The organism is Brachybacterium sp. AOP29-B2-41 (genome assembly GCF_052378395.1).
In the GTDB taxonomy this organism is placed as follows: Bacteria; Actinomycetota; Actinomycetes; order Actinomycetales; family Dermabacteraceae; genus Brachybacterium.
In genome coordinates this window covers 90,568-103,656 of record NZ_JBQSXR010000015.1, presented here as the reverse complement: position 1 = coordinate 103,656, position 13,089 = coordinate 90,568, and the positions used below count along the sequence as shown (strand labels likewise).

General features: G+C 70.3%; 11 protein-coding genes. 8 read left to right on the top strand and 3 right to left on the bottom strand.

Annotation, left to right across the window (positions count from 1 at the left end):
- The 3 genes from ACT3T9_RS14400 to ACT3T9_RS14390 all read left to right on the top strand — a co-directional run.
- The coding region (locus ACT3T9_RS14400; RefSeq protein ID WP_444606863.1) for a hypothetical protein at positions 1-1,338 on the top strand (1,338 nt) is incomplete at its 5' end.
- A 628-nt stretch (positions 1,339-1,966) separates the two neighbouring features.
- Positions 1,967-2,944, top strand: a complete 978-nt coding sequence (locus ACT3T9_RS14395) for a hypothetical protein (RefSeq protein WP_441445769.1) — start codon at positions 1,967-1,969, stop codon at positions 2,942-2,944.
- 31 nt (positions 2,945-2,975) lie between these two features.
- On the top strand, positions 2,976-4,412 hold the full coding sequence (locus ACT3T9_RS14390; RefSeq protein ID WP_444606862.1) for a hypothetical protein: 1,437 nt from the start codon (positions 2,976-2,978) through the stop codon (positions 4,410-4,412).
- Between the two features lie 27 nt (positions 4,413-4,439).
- Here ACT3T9_RS14390 and ACT3T9_RS14385 read toward each other — a convergent pair whose 3' ends face one another.
- Complete coding sequence (locus ACT3T9_RS14385; protein ID WP_442331962.1) at positions 4,440-5,504, bottom strand: Rv2578c family radical SAM protein; 1,065 nt, start codon at positions 5,502-5,504, stop codon at positions 4,440-4,442.
- A gap of 65 nt (positions 5,505-5,569) precedes the next feature.
- Here ACT3T9_RS14385 and ACT3T9_RS14380 point away from each other — a divergent pair, with 65 nt between their 5' ends.
- Genes ACT3T9_RS14380 through ACT3T9_RS14365 form a run of 4 tightly spaced genes read left to right on the top strand, consistent with a single transcriptional unit; the run spans position 5,570 to position 8,410 of the window.
- Positions 5,570-6,085, top strand: coding sequence for an OsmC family protein (locus tag ACT3T9_RS14380; RefSeq protein ID WP_444592527.1), 516 nt, complete (start codon positions 5,570-5,572; stop codon positions 6,083-6,085).
- 54 nt (positions 6,086-6,139) lie between these two features.
- Positions 6,140-6,871: a methionine ABC transporter ATP-binding protein gene (locus tag ACT3T9_RS14375; RefSeq protein WP_441445765.1), complete on the top strand. Its 732-nt coding sequence runs from the start codon at positions 6,140-6,142 to the stop codon at positions 6,869-6,871.
- Positions 6,868-7,545: a methionine ABC transporter permease gene (locus ACT3T9_RS14370; RefSeq protein WP_441445764.1), complete on the top strand. Its 678-nt coding sequence runs from the start codon at positions 6,868-6,870 to the stop codon at positions 7,543-7,545. Before ACT3T9_RS14375 ends, ACT3T9_RS14370 begins: the two co-directional genes overlap by 4 nt.
- A 28-nt stretch (positions 7,546-7,573) precedes the next feature.
- A complete protein-coding gene (locus ACT3T9_RS14365; RefSeq protein ID WP_441445763.1) occupies positions 7,574-8,410 on the top strand; it encodes a MetQ/NlpA family ABC transporter substrate-binding protein in 837 nt (278 codons plus the stop codon).
- A 260-nt stretch (positions 8,411-8,670) separates the two neighbouring features.
- Here the strand turns inward: ACT3T9_RS14365 and ACT3T9_RS14360 are convergent, their stop codons facing one another.
- Both ACT3T9_RS14360 and ACT3T9_RS14355 read right to left on the bottom strand, forming a co-directional pair.
- Positions 8,671-9,495, bottom strand: coding sequence for a tyrosine-protein phosphatase (locus ACT3T9_RS14360; protein ID WP_441446185.1), 825 nt, complete (start codon positions 9,493-9,495; stop codon positions 8,671-8,673).
- Between the two features lie 62 nt (positions 9,496-9,557).
- Positions 9,558-11,636 (bottom strand): alpha/beta fold hydrolase, encoded by a 2,079-nt coding sequence (locus tag ACT3T9_RS14355; RefSeq protein ID WP_441446184.1) that lies wholly within the window; start codon positions 11,634-11,636, stop codon positions 9,558-9,560.
- Positions 11,637-11,891: 255 nt separating this feature from the next.
- Here ACT3T9_RS14355 and ACT3T9_RS14350 point away from each other — a divergent pair, with 255 nt between their 5' ends.
- Entirely contained in the window at positions 11,892-13,049 is a 1,158-nt protein-coding gene (locus ACT3T9_RS14350) for an LLM class flavin-dependent oxidoreductase (RefSeq protein WP_444606861.1), read from the top strand.
- The last annotated feature ends 40 nt before the right edge of the window (positions 13,050-13,089 follow it).

Below are 13,089 nucleotides of genomic sequence, written 5' to 3'. Positions count from 1 at the left end.
AGCGAGGGGGAGCTGATGTCGAACGCAGGATGGGGTGGTCCCGGCAACGGGCCGCGGGGCGAGGCATGGCAGAACGGGGTTCCTCAGGGAGGAGCACCGCAGGGCAGCCAGCCGCAGTCCGGCGCCGGGCAGCCCGCCGGGCCGCACGGCGCTCCGTCTCCTGCCCCCTGGCAGTCACCGCCAGCGGTCCCGCCGTCCGGCTCCCCGTCGATGCATCCGATGGGGTCCCCGAACGTCGGCGGACCCCCGGGCCCCGGCTACGGCTCTCCCGCGCACCCCGGGCATGGCGGGTCCGGTCCCGGCGGTCCGCAGGGCCCGGGTGGCCCCGGTGGCCCCGGTGGCCCCGGTGGCCCCGGCCAGCAGCCTCCCCGGAACCGGCCGTGGGCGCTGATCACCGTCGCGCTGGGCTGCGTGCTGGCGATGGTGCTCGTGGTCGGCGGCGGCCTCACCTACCTCGTGCTCAGCCGCACCGGGGACCACACCGCGATCGCCACCGACGCCCCCTCGGATCCGGTCACCTCCGGGGAGACGGAGTCGCCGACGCCTGCGGAGACGAGCACCCCCTTCGAGGTGGTCGTGCCCTATGACCCGCCGACCGGCACCGTCGATGAGCTGTGGCAGGTCATGTCGGACAACCCACTGACCGAGGGCACGTTGCCCGCTCTGCCCACCTGCGATCTGCCAGCGACTCCGCTGGAGCCGAGCGTCGAGGAGCTGCAGGCCGTGCTGAACGCCGCCTCGCTCTGCCTGAACCAGCAATGGGCCACGGCGAGCTCGGACCGTGATCTGCCGTGGGTGAGCCCGAAGATCGTCGTGTACACGCACCCGGATGTGCCTGCGGATGCCACCTGCGACACTCAGTTCTCCGCGGATGCTCCCCGCATGTGCAACCTGGACTCCACGATCTACTGGCCCGTCGGGTTCGGGACCGCATCGGACCTCACCAATCCGGCGAACGTCCCTGGTGCCTACCTCTGGGACCTCGCCTTCGTCTATACGAACACCGCGTATTGGAACAGCTCGCTGACGATCTACTACGGGACCATCCGCACCGAGCTCGAGACCAGCGACCCGGAGCGCTTCGACGAGACCTGGCGGCGCCTCACCCTGCAGCGGCTGTGCCTCGCCTCCGCGGCATCGATGCAGTTCCCGACCAGCGCCGAGCCCTCTCCAGCGGTTCGAGAGATGCTCACCGACCCCGCCTACTTGACCGAGGGGGAGCCTCCGCGGAACATCAGCACCGAAAACCGGTCCCTGTGGATCGACCGCGGGTTCACCTCCGAGGGCGACATCTCCGTCTGCAATACGTGGGTGGCCGATCTCGAGCAGGTGACCTGACAGCGGCATCCATCGGCGCAGCCCTGGTGGCGAGGACGAAGTCCGATGCGAAGGGCGGGAGCCATCCCCGCCCATCGCGCGGCCTGCGCGGATATCCTGCCGGGAACAATGACGTGACGGAAGCGAGGGGGAGCTGATGTCCAGCGCAGGATGGGGCGGTTCCAGCAGCGGCCCGCAGGGGCCCGATCAGCACAGACCGGGCCACCAGGGTGTGAACCAGCCGGCCCCGAACCCGCAGGGCGGCTGGCAGCAGCCTCCTTCCCAGCAGCCTCCTTCCCCTGAAGGTTCCGGCCCTCAGAATCCCCACTACGGTCCTCCCGCGCAGAGTGGCCAGCCGGGCGGTCAGCACAGCGGTCAGCAGGGCGGTCAGCAGGGGGGTCAGCACGGCGCTCCTGCACCGGGCCCCTGGCAGTCGCTCCCGCCTTCCCCGCAGTTCGCGCCCCCCGCAGCGGGTCCTCCGGGCTACGGCGGACCGGGGCAGAACGGACCCGCCGTCCCCAGCTATGGCGGCCCTTCCGGCCCCGCCGGCCCCCATGGTCCGACGGGCCCGCACGGCCCGACGGGCCCGCACGGCCCTGGCGGCTTCGGCCAGCAGCCGCCGCGGAAGCGGCCCTGGGCTCTGATCACTGTGGCCCTGGGCTGCGTCCTGGCGATGGTGCTCGTGGTCGGTGGCGGGATCACCTACCTCGTGCTCAGTCGAGGAGGGGACGACACCACGATCGCCTCCGACCCTCCGCCCGAGACCGAGCCCGTGACCGATCCGGAGACGGATCCGGACTCCGAGTCCCCGAGCGAGGTCACCACTCCCCCCGAGGAGGAAGGTTCCGGGTTCGAGGTCGTCTCGCCGATCGACCTGCCGCCGGGCGATGTCGACGACATGCGGGCAGTCCTGGAAGACAACCCGCTGGTCCACGGCAAGCTGCCGTCGATCACCACGTGCGAGCTCCCCGAGACTCCCATCTCCCCGACTCCCGAGCAGCTGCAGGCTGTGCTGGATGCGTCCTCCACCTGCTTGAACCAGATCTGGGGCACGGCGAGCTCGGACCGTGGGCTGCCCTGGTCAGGTCCCACTGTCGTGGTCTACACCTACCCGGACATCCCCGCGGATTCCGCGTGCGATTCGAGCTTCGAGGAGGACTTCCCTCGGATGTGCAACCTCGACAACACGGTCTACTGGCCCATCGGCTACGGCACCGCGCTCGACTTCCCCGATGCGGCGGACGTCCCGGGGGCCTACCTGTGGGATCTCGCCTTCATCTATCAGAACGCTGTGGGCTGGCAGAGCTCGATGTCCATCTACTACGGCACCATGCGGGACATGCTCGAGGACGGCACCGACGAGGAGCTCTTGAACGAGTCCTGGCGGCGCTACAGCCTGCAGATGCAGTGCGTGTCCTCCGCGGTCGCCATGCAGGTTCCGTCCGCGGCCGAGCCCACCCCGGCGCTGCGCGAAGCCCTCACCGATCCTGAGAGCTGGATCGAGGGAGAGCCCCCGTACAACATCTCGTCCGAGAACCGTGCGAAGTGGCTGGAGATCGGCTTCAACTCCGGCGGCGACCTCTCTGCCTGCAACACCTGGCTGGTCGATGCTGAACAGGTGAGCTGAGCCCGGGCGCGAGTCCGGCGGCAGGAGGACGATGAACAGCAGGGCCGACGGGGTCGACCCCTCCGGCGACGCCGACGCGACATCGGACGACGAGGACACGGTGCTGCGTCCGGCCCTCGACGAAGACACGGTGCTGCGATCAGCCCCCGATGAGGGCACCGTGCACCGCCCGCTTCTCGACGACGCCCCGACCGTGCAGTGGCCCGCCGGTCCCGGCTCCGGTGCAGCGGCGGGACCGGCGCCGTTGTTGTCGTCGTCGTCCGATTTCATCGATCGCGCACCCTTTGGTCGAGCCATCGTCCCCGATCACGCGCCGATCCAGCGCTTCGACCAGCGCCCCCGATTCGAGCCTCCGCCGTCGGCCCCTCCGGCTGCCTCACCGGCAGCCCCGCGGTCGGCCCCACCGGCGCCCACCCCGTCGGCCGCTGCCCAGCCCTCGCCCGGCGCACCCTCGCCACTGCGGCCACTACCGGCGCCACCGCCACCGCAGCCTCCGCCCGGGATCGACGCCACCACCGGGCCCAAGCCCCGCGGGCTGCTGATCCCGGCGATCGCCTTCGGCTGCGCGATGCTCCTGCTGCTGGGGATCGGCGGCGGGCTCACCGCGCTGTGGCTCACCGACCACGACGACGCCACGGCCCCCATGGCCCAAGACCCTCTGATGAACACCCCCGATGTCGACCCCGGGGTGTGGGCACCGCTCACGGAGGAGCAGGTCCCCGCCGGCAGTCCCGAGGAGCTCCAGCAGGTTCTCGCCGAGAATCCGCTGCTCGAGGCGCGGCTGCCGATCCCCGCGCAATGCGTCCTGCCGCCGGCCGCGGGAGGGATGCTGCCGGCCGAGGAGCTGCCGGGCTATCTCGAGGCGGGCGCGGGCTGCCTGGAGACGGTCTGGGCCGACGCCCTCGAGCCCGTGGGCATCGCCTTCGAGGCCCCGGACGTGGTCGTCTACACGATGGACACACTGCCGACGGACTCCGCCTGCCAGACCGCGAACTTCACCAAGACCGCCCCGGTGGTCTGCCATGACGACAACACCCTCTACTGGCCGGCCGCCTGGGATCCGGGGTTCTCGAACACCTCGGCCACGGAGGCTCCCAGCCTGTACATGTGGCACCTGGCGTACTCGTACACGATGTTCGCGCTGGCCGCAGCCGATATGGACGCCTACTACGGCGCGCTGCTGCTCGAGCTGGCCGACGCCCCGGAGCAGGCCGACGAGGTCCAGCGCCGGTACGCACTGCAGGTCTCCTGCCTCTCCTCGGCCGCGGCCTTCCAGCTGCCGCAGGGTATCCGCCCGGCCGAGCGGGTCGAGGATTTCGTGACCTCCGTCGAGGCGCAGGGTGAGCCTGTCACCGCGGGTGATCCCGCCCAAGAGTCGCGTGCCGCCTGGGTGGGCACCGGACGGGACAGCCGCGGGTCCCTCGGCGAGTGCTCGACCTGGTCGGCAGGCGCCGACGCTGTGGCCTGACCCTCACCCGGCATTTCTATGGCCAGCTCAGAACAGCGCCGGCTGCAGCGCCAGATCCAGTGCCGAGGGCGCGGTGCGGATCCGACGTGCGGCGTCGGCCGCGTAGCGTCGCTGCTCGGGCTGGTCCTCGTCCTCGCGGGAGTCCAGGCCGTGACGCCTCAGCAGCGGCCGAAGCCGCTGGGCGAGGTGCTTGCGGTACGCCGCCGGGGCGTAGGACGCGGTGCCGTAGAAGCGTCGGTACCCGGTGGCGAGCTCCGGGTGCTCCCGCTGGATCCACTCGAGGAACCACTCCTTCGCCCCCGGGCGCAGGTGCAGCGCGCCGAAGATGACGTGCGCGGCGCCGGCGCCGGCGATCTGGGCGAGGGCGTCGTCGAGCTGGGCGTCGGAATCCGTCAGCCACGGCATGATCGGCATGAGGAACACGGTGACTCGGAAGCCGGCGTCGGCCGCGGCGCGCACCGTCGCCAACCGCGCCGCAGTGGTGGGCGTGCCGGGCTCGACGGCCTTCTGCAGCGCGTCGTCGAACACGGCGATCGACATCGAGAGGTCCACCGGGACCCGCTCGGCGGCTGTCACCAGCTGCGGCAGGTCGCGGCGCAGCAGCGTGCCCTTGGTGAGGATCGACAGCGGGGTGCCGGAGTCCGCCAGGGCATCGATGATGCCGGGCATCAGCCGGTACCGCCCCTCGGCCCGCTGGTAGGGATCGGTGTTGGTGCCCAGTGCCACCAGGTCCCACCGCCAGGAGCGCTTCGCGAGTTCGGCTCGCAGCACCTCGGCGGTGTTGACCTTGACGATCACTTGTTGATCGAAGTCGGCGCCCGCATCGAGGTCGAGGTAGCGGTGGCTGCTGCGGGCGAAGCAGTAGACACAGGCGTGCGAGCAGCCGCGGTAGGGGTTCACCGTCCACTCGAAGGGCATCGAGCTCGCGGCGGGCACGCGATTCAGCGCGGACTTCGCGGTGACCTCGTGGAAGGTGACGCCCTGGAAGTCGGGGGTGGTCACGCTGCGCACGAGGCCCGACAGGCCCAGCAGCGCCGGGGACCGCTGCTGCTCGCCGGGCTCTTGGCCAATCTCCTGCCCACTCCATCGCATACCGCACAGTCGAACACGTGTTCGAGCTGGCGTCAAGGATCGATGGCACCGCTTAGCCTGGATCGATGGTGACCGACCCCGCTCCCCCAGCCGCTTCCGACCCGCAGACCGGCGCGTCTCCGAAGCCCGACCCCGCGCTGTACACCGCCCGGGTCGAGAACAGCGGAGGCACCTCTGGCCGGGTGCAGATCCGCGGAGCCTCCGCCATTGCGCTCGAGGCTCTGGCCGACGCCCCGGACGGGGCGGTCGCGCTGCCGACGGGTGGGCCGACGCCCACAGCGAAGGGGTTCAACCCCGAGCAGTTCCTGGCGATGGCCTGGAGCACGTGCCTCGGGGAGACGCTGCGGGTGGTGATGAACGCCCAGGGGCTCGAGCATCCCAGCCAGGTGAGCGTCGAGGTGGGGCTGCACCCTGACCCAGCCGGCGGCTACCGCTTCATACCCCGCGCCCTGGTGAGCATCCCGGGACTGGACCCGGACCAGGCCCAGCGACTGGTCGACGCCGCGCATGCCCGCTGCCCCGTCTCCAAGCTCCTGCGCGGGCAGGGCGTGCCGGTCGTCGAGCTGATAGTTCAACACTGAACGTGATGCAGCGCATAACCTTCTGACCTGCATGGTCGGTAGGCTGGGCCGACGATGATCGAGCTGCGGAATGTCACCAAGAGCTTCCCCCAGGGACGCTCCACGGCGACCGCGCTGAACGACGTCACCCTCACCATCGAAGACCGCGAGATGTTCGGCATCGTCGGCGAATCCGGCTCGGGCAAATCGACGCTGCTGCGGCTGATCAACCACCTCGAGGCCCCTTCTTCCGGAACCGTGCTGGTGGACGGGGAGGACCTCGGCGCCCTGTCCCCACGCGAGCTGCGGAAGCGCCGGCGCGGCATCGGCATGGTGTTCCAGCAGTTCAACCTGCTGGGCAACTCGACCGTCTTCGACAACGTGGCCCGACCGCTGCGGCTGCAGCGCCGCCGTGAGCGCGACACTGTGATGCAGATGCTCGAGTTCGTGAAGATGGCCGATCATCACCGCAAGCACCCCAGCCAGCTCTCCGGCGGCGAGAAGCAGCGCGTGGCGATCGCCCGGGCGCTGTCCACCCAGCCGGGGATCCTGCTGTGCGACGAGCCCACCTCGGCCCTGGACTCAGGGACCACCGAGGAGGTCATGGCCATCCTGCGTGATGTTCGCGACCGTTTCGGCACCACGATCGTGCTGGTCAGCCACGAGCTGGACGTCATCAAGTCCTCGTGCGACCGGGCTGCGGTGCTCGAGCAGGGCCGTCTCGCCGCTCTCACCGAGGTGACCCCGCCACCCCTGCAGGAACGGTTCGACTCCTACGCCGAGCGTGCCCGGGAGTTCCTGGGATGAGCGATCTGCTGGCACGCCTCGGCGAGTACCGCGGAGAGATCGTCCTCTCGATCCTCGAGACCGGGATCATGATGGTCAACTCCATGGTCGCGGCGGTGCTCGTGGGCCTCCCGATCGGGACCCTGCTCTACCTCGCCCGGCCCGACGGGCCCTACCCCCGGCTCTGGCTGCACCGACTGCTGAACGCCTATGTCAACGTGGTGCGCTCGGTGCCCTTCCTCCTGTTCGTGGTGGCGCTGATCCCGTTCACCCGCTGGCTGGTGGGGACGTCCTTCGGTACCACGGCGGCGTCGGTGCCGCTGGCCTTCGTCGCCGCCGCGCTCTACGCCCGCTTCTCCGAGCAGACCCTGCTGGATGTGCCCGAGCAGACCGTGGAGCTGGCCCGTTCGCTGGGCGCCGGGCCGCTGCAGCTGATCAGCCTGTTCCTGTTCCCCGAAGCCCGCTCCGGCCTGGTGCTGAGCCTGACCACGGTGACGATCTCGATGGTCAGCTACTCCACCATCATGGGCGTCGTCGGCGGCGGCGGCGTGGGCGACTTCGCGATCCGGTACGGCTACCAGACCTACGAATACGACCTGATGTACACGACGATCCTCATAATGGTCGTGTGCGTGATGGTCATCCAGGGAGCGGGCACCCTGCTTGCCCGCATCATCGACAAGCGGGCGCGCTGAGCGCCTCCTGACCAGGAACGAGACCCCCATGACGCGACACCTGTTCAACCGCCGCAGCTTCGCCCTGACCGCCCTTGCCGGGACCACCGCCCTGGCCCTTGCCGCATGCGGGGCAGGCGAGTCCGGCGGCGGCGAGGAGGACAAGGTCATCAAGGTGGCCTCCCACCTGCCGCCGATGACCGACGTGGTCACCCTCGCCGGCGAGGCCGCCGCCGAGGAGGGGTACACGATCGAGCTGGTGCAGGTCAGCGACAACGTCCAGTACAACCGGCTGCTGGCCGACGGCGAGGTCGATGCGAACTTCGCCCAGCACGAGCCGTACATGCAGGCGTTCAACGAGGCCCATGGCGCGAATCTGGTGCTGCTGGACGGGATCTACGACGCGAAGGTCGGCTTCTACGCCAAAGCCTTCGACGACATCGAGCAGCTCCCCGAGGGCGCGAAGGTCGCGATCCCCAACGATGCCTCCAACGAGGGCCGCGCGCTCGCGATCCTCGCAGGGCAGGAGCTGATCACCCTGCCCGAGGGCACCGGCTTCGAGGGCCGCGTGGGCGAGATCGTGGACAACCCCCTGTCCCTCGAGTTCGTGCAGATCGACCTGCTGAACCTCCCCTCCGCCTACGACGAGGAGGGCATGGCGCTGGTCTACAGCTACCCCTCCTACATCGAGAAGGTGGGCCTGACCCCGGCCGATGCGCTCCTGCTCGAGGAGCTCGTGGACCAGCGATTCACCATCTCCCTGATCGCACGCGAGGACAACCAGGACTCCGAGAAGATCCAGGTGCTGCGCCGGGCGATGACCAGCGACGCAGTGCGCAGCTTCCTCGAGGAGGAGCACAGCGCCACCCTGCTGCCCGCCTTCTGAACTGCCCGCGTCCTGAGAGGCGCGCAGCAGAGGGCCGCGCCCCGCGTTACTCGTCAGTACCCGCTCTGAACTGTCGCATCAGCCACGCCGTCACGACAGTTCGGAGGGGATACCCATGAGTAGCTGACGGAACGTCCGGCATGGGCTCGCCTCGCTCAGGGCTCAGGGCTCAGGGCTCAGGGCTCAGGGCTCAGGGCTCAGGGCTCAGGGCTCAGGGCTCAGGGCTCAGGGCTCAGGGCTCAGGGCTCAGGTTTCAGGACTCAGGTGTCGTCGCGCAGTCGCGAGCGCAGCAGGGCGAGCTCCTCCTCGCTCAGACCGCCCGAGCGGAGATATGCCGCCGCGCCGCCGCGGGCGTCCACCTCGGCGAGCGCAGCCTCGATCGCAGAGGCCGGGGTGGAGACCATGAGCTGCTCGATCTCCGGCAGCGGCGGGATACCGGCCCGGCGCATGCCCTCGAGCATGCGGTCCGCCCAGGGTCCGGTGAGCTCGGACTGGCTGCGGGTGTAGTCGGCGATGATGGCCTCGCGCTCGACCCCGGCGGCCGCGAGCAGGAGCGCGATCGCGATGCCGGTGCGATCCTTGCCCGCGGTGCAGTGCAGGAGCACGGCCCCGTGCGGCGAGCCCGAGGCCCCGGGGGCCGCGACCGTGCGAGCACAGTCTGCGAACACCGCTGCTCCGTGCGCGAGCATCGAGGTGTAGAGCGCGGCGAGGGTGGGGATCTGCGCGCGGAGCTCCTCGCGCAGCTCCGCGCTGGGCTCCGGGCTGGACCCGGCCTGCTCTGACAGCTGCGCCATCGCGGCCACAGACCCTTCCGCCATCTGCGCGATCGCACCCTCGAGGAGGGGGCGCTCCAGGACGCGGATCTCCCCCGAGGACGGCAGCCGGTTCGGCGCCGCCGCCCGCTCCTGCGGCGTGCGGAGGTCGACCACGCACCCGACGCGTTCGAGCAGGGCGACGCCCTCATCGGTGAGCGTGGCCAGGGCATCGGAGCGCAGCAACACGCCGGCGCGCACGGTGCCACCGCCGACGAGCGGCAGCCCGCCCACGTCCCGCGCGTTGAACGCCCCGGGGAACATGCTGGTCATCGCGTCGCCTCACCTCCCCTTCTCGGCAGATCTCCTGCCGCTCGTTCCTCGCAGCACGTCGATCAGCCAAGCGTCGCGGGGCGCTGCCAGGCCTCGCCGCGCACGTGCTCATCGAGGAAGCCGAGGAAGGTCTCGTACCAGACCTGCGCGTTGCCGCGGCCCTGGATCCAGTGGCCCTCGTCGGGGAAGTACAGGTAGCGGTGCTGGGTGCGGCCCTCGGCGTCCCGTGGTGTGGCCGAGAACTCGTGCAGGTCGTACCAGAGGGCGTGGCCCTGAGCGATCGGGACCCGGTAGTCCTTGTCCCCATGGATCACGAGCATCGGTGCGACGATCTCGCCCACGAAATTCTTGGGGTTGTACAGGGCGTTCTGCTCCCGCATCGGGCGCTCCCAGCCGGAGTTGTCGGTGGTGTGGCCCATCGTGTCGGTGTCCCACAGGGAGGCGTGGGTGACGATGCAGCGGAAGCGGTCGCCGGTGTGCCCGGCCACCCAGTTGGCCATGTAGCCGCCGTAGGAGCCGCCGGCGAAGGCGGTGCGCTCGGAGTCGATGTCATCCCGCGCCACGGTGACGTCGGTCAGCGCCATGATGTCGGTGTAGGGGGCGCCGCCCAACTCGTGCTGGCCGCGGTCGATCATCGCCTGGCCGTAGCCGGTGGAGATCGCCGGGTCCGGCAGCAGCACCGCATATCCGGCCGCGACGAACGGGTTCGGGTTCCAGCGGTAGGTCCAGGCGTTCCAGGACCCCCACGGGCCGCCGTGGGCGAAGACGACCAGCGGGTGCGGGCCCTCCCCGTCGGGCAGGCGCAGCCAGGCGCGCAGGTCGGTGCCGTCCTCGGCGGTGGCGCTGACCTCGGTGAGGGTGCCGACGGGGTCGACGGCGTCGGCCGGGTTCGGCAGCGCGTGGACCTCCCCGGTGGCCGGGTCGATGCGCACCGGGTACGGGGCGACGGCGATCCCGGAGGCGGAGGCGATGATCGCGCCTCCTGCCACGGAGGCCGCGGAGAAGGCGAGGTCCTGCTCCGGCCCGCCCGCGAGTCGGCGTGGGGCGGGATCTGCGACCCCGCCGATCCAGACGGAGCCGCGGCCCTGGTCGTCACTGGTCGCGATCAGCGTCGTCTCGTCCAGCCAGATCGGATCCACCCAGTGGTCCAGCTCCGGCCACACTTCGGTGGAGGTGCCGGTGGCCAGATCCAGGAGCTCGACAGCGCCCGAGAGGGTCGCCTGCTGCGTCCAGGTGCGCGAGCGGCCGATGAGGGCGTGGGTGCCGGCCGGGCTGAACTCGCCGGGGTCGTACTCGACCTCCGCGGTCGCCTCGCGCAGGAGCCGCGGCGGCTGCGCGCCGATCAGGTCCAGCAGGTAGAGATCGGGCGTGCCGAGCAGGTCTCCGCGGGAGTCCTGCATCGCTGCGAGCGCCCGGGTGCCCTCGCGGTCCACCGTCCAGCCGAGCAGACGCCCGGCGGGCATCGTGACGTGGCGGAAGTGCAGCAGCTGCGTGGCCGGGGCGTCCTCCGCGGCGCCGGCGCCATCAGATGCAGCAGCTTCGTCAGCCCCGGACGCAGGCGTGGTCCCCGGTGCTGGCGTGGCCTCGGCCCAGGCGAGGTCCTCGGGCAGCGCGGCGATCGCGAGCACGGGGCGGGTGGGGCCGAGGTCGTGGTCCCAGTAGCGGGTGGGGAAGCCGGAGTGGAGCGCGGCGGTGACCTTGGCGTCCTTCCGCTTCGTGCTGAGGGCGGCGTGCTCGGTCTCGTCGGCCGCTTGTGAATGCACTTCGAGCTCGGCGATCAGGTGACCGCCAGCGGCTTTCAGGCCGCCGAAGCCGCCGGCGCGGGAGGCGAGCTCGCGGGCCTCGCCCCGCACGGGCAGCGCCCACAGCTGGGCATCGTCGGCCTCGTCACCGTCCTCGCCCACCCGCTTGGCGGTGAAGAAGGTGGTGCCGTCCTCGGCGGCGGCGATCGCCCCGATGGAGGCGCTGCCGCGGGTCAGCGGGAGGATGCGATCACCGTCGAGCTCCACGAGGGAGCTGCGATATCCGGTGCCCTTGGCGTCCGGGGCGGACATCTTGGCGAGGATCCTGCCTCCGTCGGTGGTCTCCAGGCCCGCGAGCCGGCGGGCGTCCAACAGGGCGTCGATGGTCTCTCGTGTCATGAGACGCCATCCTGCCACCGTTTGCACGCCAGGGCACGAGGAACCGCGGGCCCCGCCCTACTACCTCACCCCTCTACCCCATCCCTCTGCCCCACTCCTCTGTGCGCCTGGGGCCGGAGAGGCGACCACGGTCACCCGGTCTTGCACCCCCGAACAATCTAGTTTAATCTTGAACCATCGCCCGGGGAAGTCGTAGCAAGATGACACAAGCACACCACTCCCCGGCACCGAGACCTACCGCGAGGAGCGCCCACCATGCAGTTCGGAATCTTCACCATCGCCGACATCACGCCGGACCCCGTCACCGGCAGGATCCCTACCGAGAATGAGCGCCTGATGTCCATGGTGGAGCAGGGCAAGCTCGCCGAGCAGGTGGGCCTGGACGTGTTCGCGATCGGCGAGCACCACAACCCTCCGTTCGTGACCTCCTCCCCCACCACCACGCTGGCCTACGTCGGCGCGCAGACCGAGAAGATCATCCTCTCCACCGCGACCACGCTGATCACCACCAACGACCCGGTGAAGATCGCCGAGGACTACGCGATGCTGCAGCACCTCACCGGGGGCCGTGTCGATCTGGTGATGGGGCGCGGCAACACCGGCCCGGTCTACCCCTGGTTCGGGCAGGACATCCGTAAGGGCGTCGAGATCGCGATCGAGAACTACGACCTGCTGCGTCGGCTGTGGACCGAGGATGTCGTGGACTGGGAGGGCCAGTTCCGCACCCCGCTGCAGCAGTTCACCTCCACTCCGCGCCCGCTGGACGGCGTCGCGCCCTTCGTGTGGCACGGCTCGATCCGCTCCCCGCAGATCGCCGAGCAGGCCGCGTACTACGGCGACGGATTCCTGCACAACAACATCTTCTGGCCGATGTCCCACACCAAGCAGATGGTGCAGCTGTACCGCGAGCGCTACGAGCACTACGGCCACGGCAAGGCCCACCAGGCCTATGTGGGCCTCGGCGGCCAGGCCTTCATGCGCAAGAACTCCCAGGACGCGATCAACGAGTTCCGCCCCTACTTCGACAACGCCCCGGTCTACGGCGGCGGCCCGTCGATGGAGGACTTCACCGCGCAGACCCCACTCACCGTCGGCTCCCCCGAGCAGGTCATCGAGCGCTACCTGACCATGGCGGACAACGTCGGCGACTACCAGCGCCAGATGTTCCTCATGGATCACGCCGGCCTGCCGCACAAGACCGTGATGGAGCAGATCGAGCTGCTGGGCACCGAGGTCGTGCCGGTGCTGCGCCGCGAGCTCGAAGCCCGCAAGCCCGCGGATGTCCCCGAGGCACCCACCCACGCCGCTCGCGTGGCCGCCGCCGCCGCGAAGGATGGCGCCTTCGACGACTCCTACAGGTTCGAGACCGGCGACAACTGGACGGGCCTGCGCGCCGAAGACGCCCGCAGCTGACCCCGCCCGGCCCACTCATCCCGCCCTGCTCCCAGAGAGG

What these genes read in the sequence shown, in the direction of transcription:
- ACT3T9_RS14390 (WP_444606862.1), top strand. Translation starts at nt 2,976, where the DNA reads ATGAACAGCAGGGCCGACGGGGTCGACCCCTCCGGCGACGCCGACGCG.
- ACT3T9_RS14385 (WP_442331962.1), bottom strand. Translation starts at nt 5,504, where the DNA reads ATGCGATGGAGTGGGCAGGAGATTGGCCAAGAGCCCGGCGAGCAGCAG.
- ACT3T9_RS14380 (WP_444592527.1), top strand. Translation starts at nt 5,570, where the DNA reads ATGGTGACCGACCCCGCTCCCCCAGCCGCTTCCGACCCGCAGACCGGC.
- ACT3T9_RS14375 (WP_441445765.1), top strand. Translation starts at nt 6,140, where the DNA reads ATGATCGAGCTGCGGAATGTCACCAAGAGCTTCCCCCAGGGACGCTCC.
- ACT3T9_RS14370 (WP_441445764.1), top strand. Translation starts at nt 6,868, where the DNA reads ATGAGCGATCTGCTGGCACGCCTCGGCGAGTACCGCGGAGAGATCGTC.
- ACT3T9_RS14365 (WP_441445763.1), top strand. Translation starts at nt 7,574, where the DNA reads ATGACGCGACACCTGTTCAACCGCCGCAGCTTCGCCCTGACCGCCCTT.
- ACT3T9_RS14360 (WP_441446185.1), bottom strand. Translation starts at nt 9,495, where the DNA reads ATGACCAGCATGTTCCCCGGGGCGTTCAACGCGCGGGACGTGGGCGGG.
- ACT3T9_RS14355 (WP_441446184.1), bottom strand. Translation starts at nt 11,636, where the DNA reads ATGACACGAGAGACCATCGACGCCCTGTTGGACGCCCGCCGGCTCGCG.
- ACT3T9_RS14350 (WP_444606861.1), top strand. Translation starts at nt 11,892, where the DNA reads ATGCAGTTCGGAATCTTCACCATCGCCGACATCACGCCGGACCCCGTC.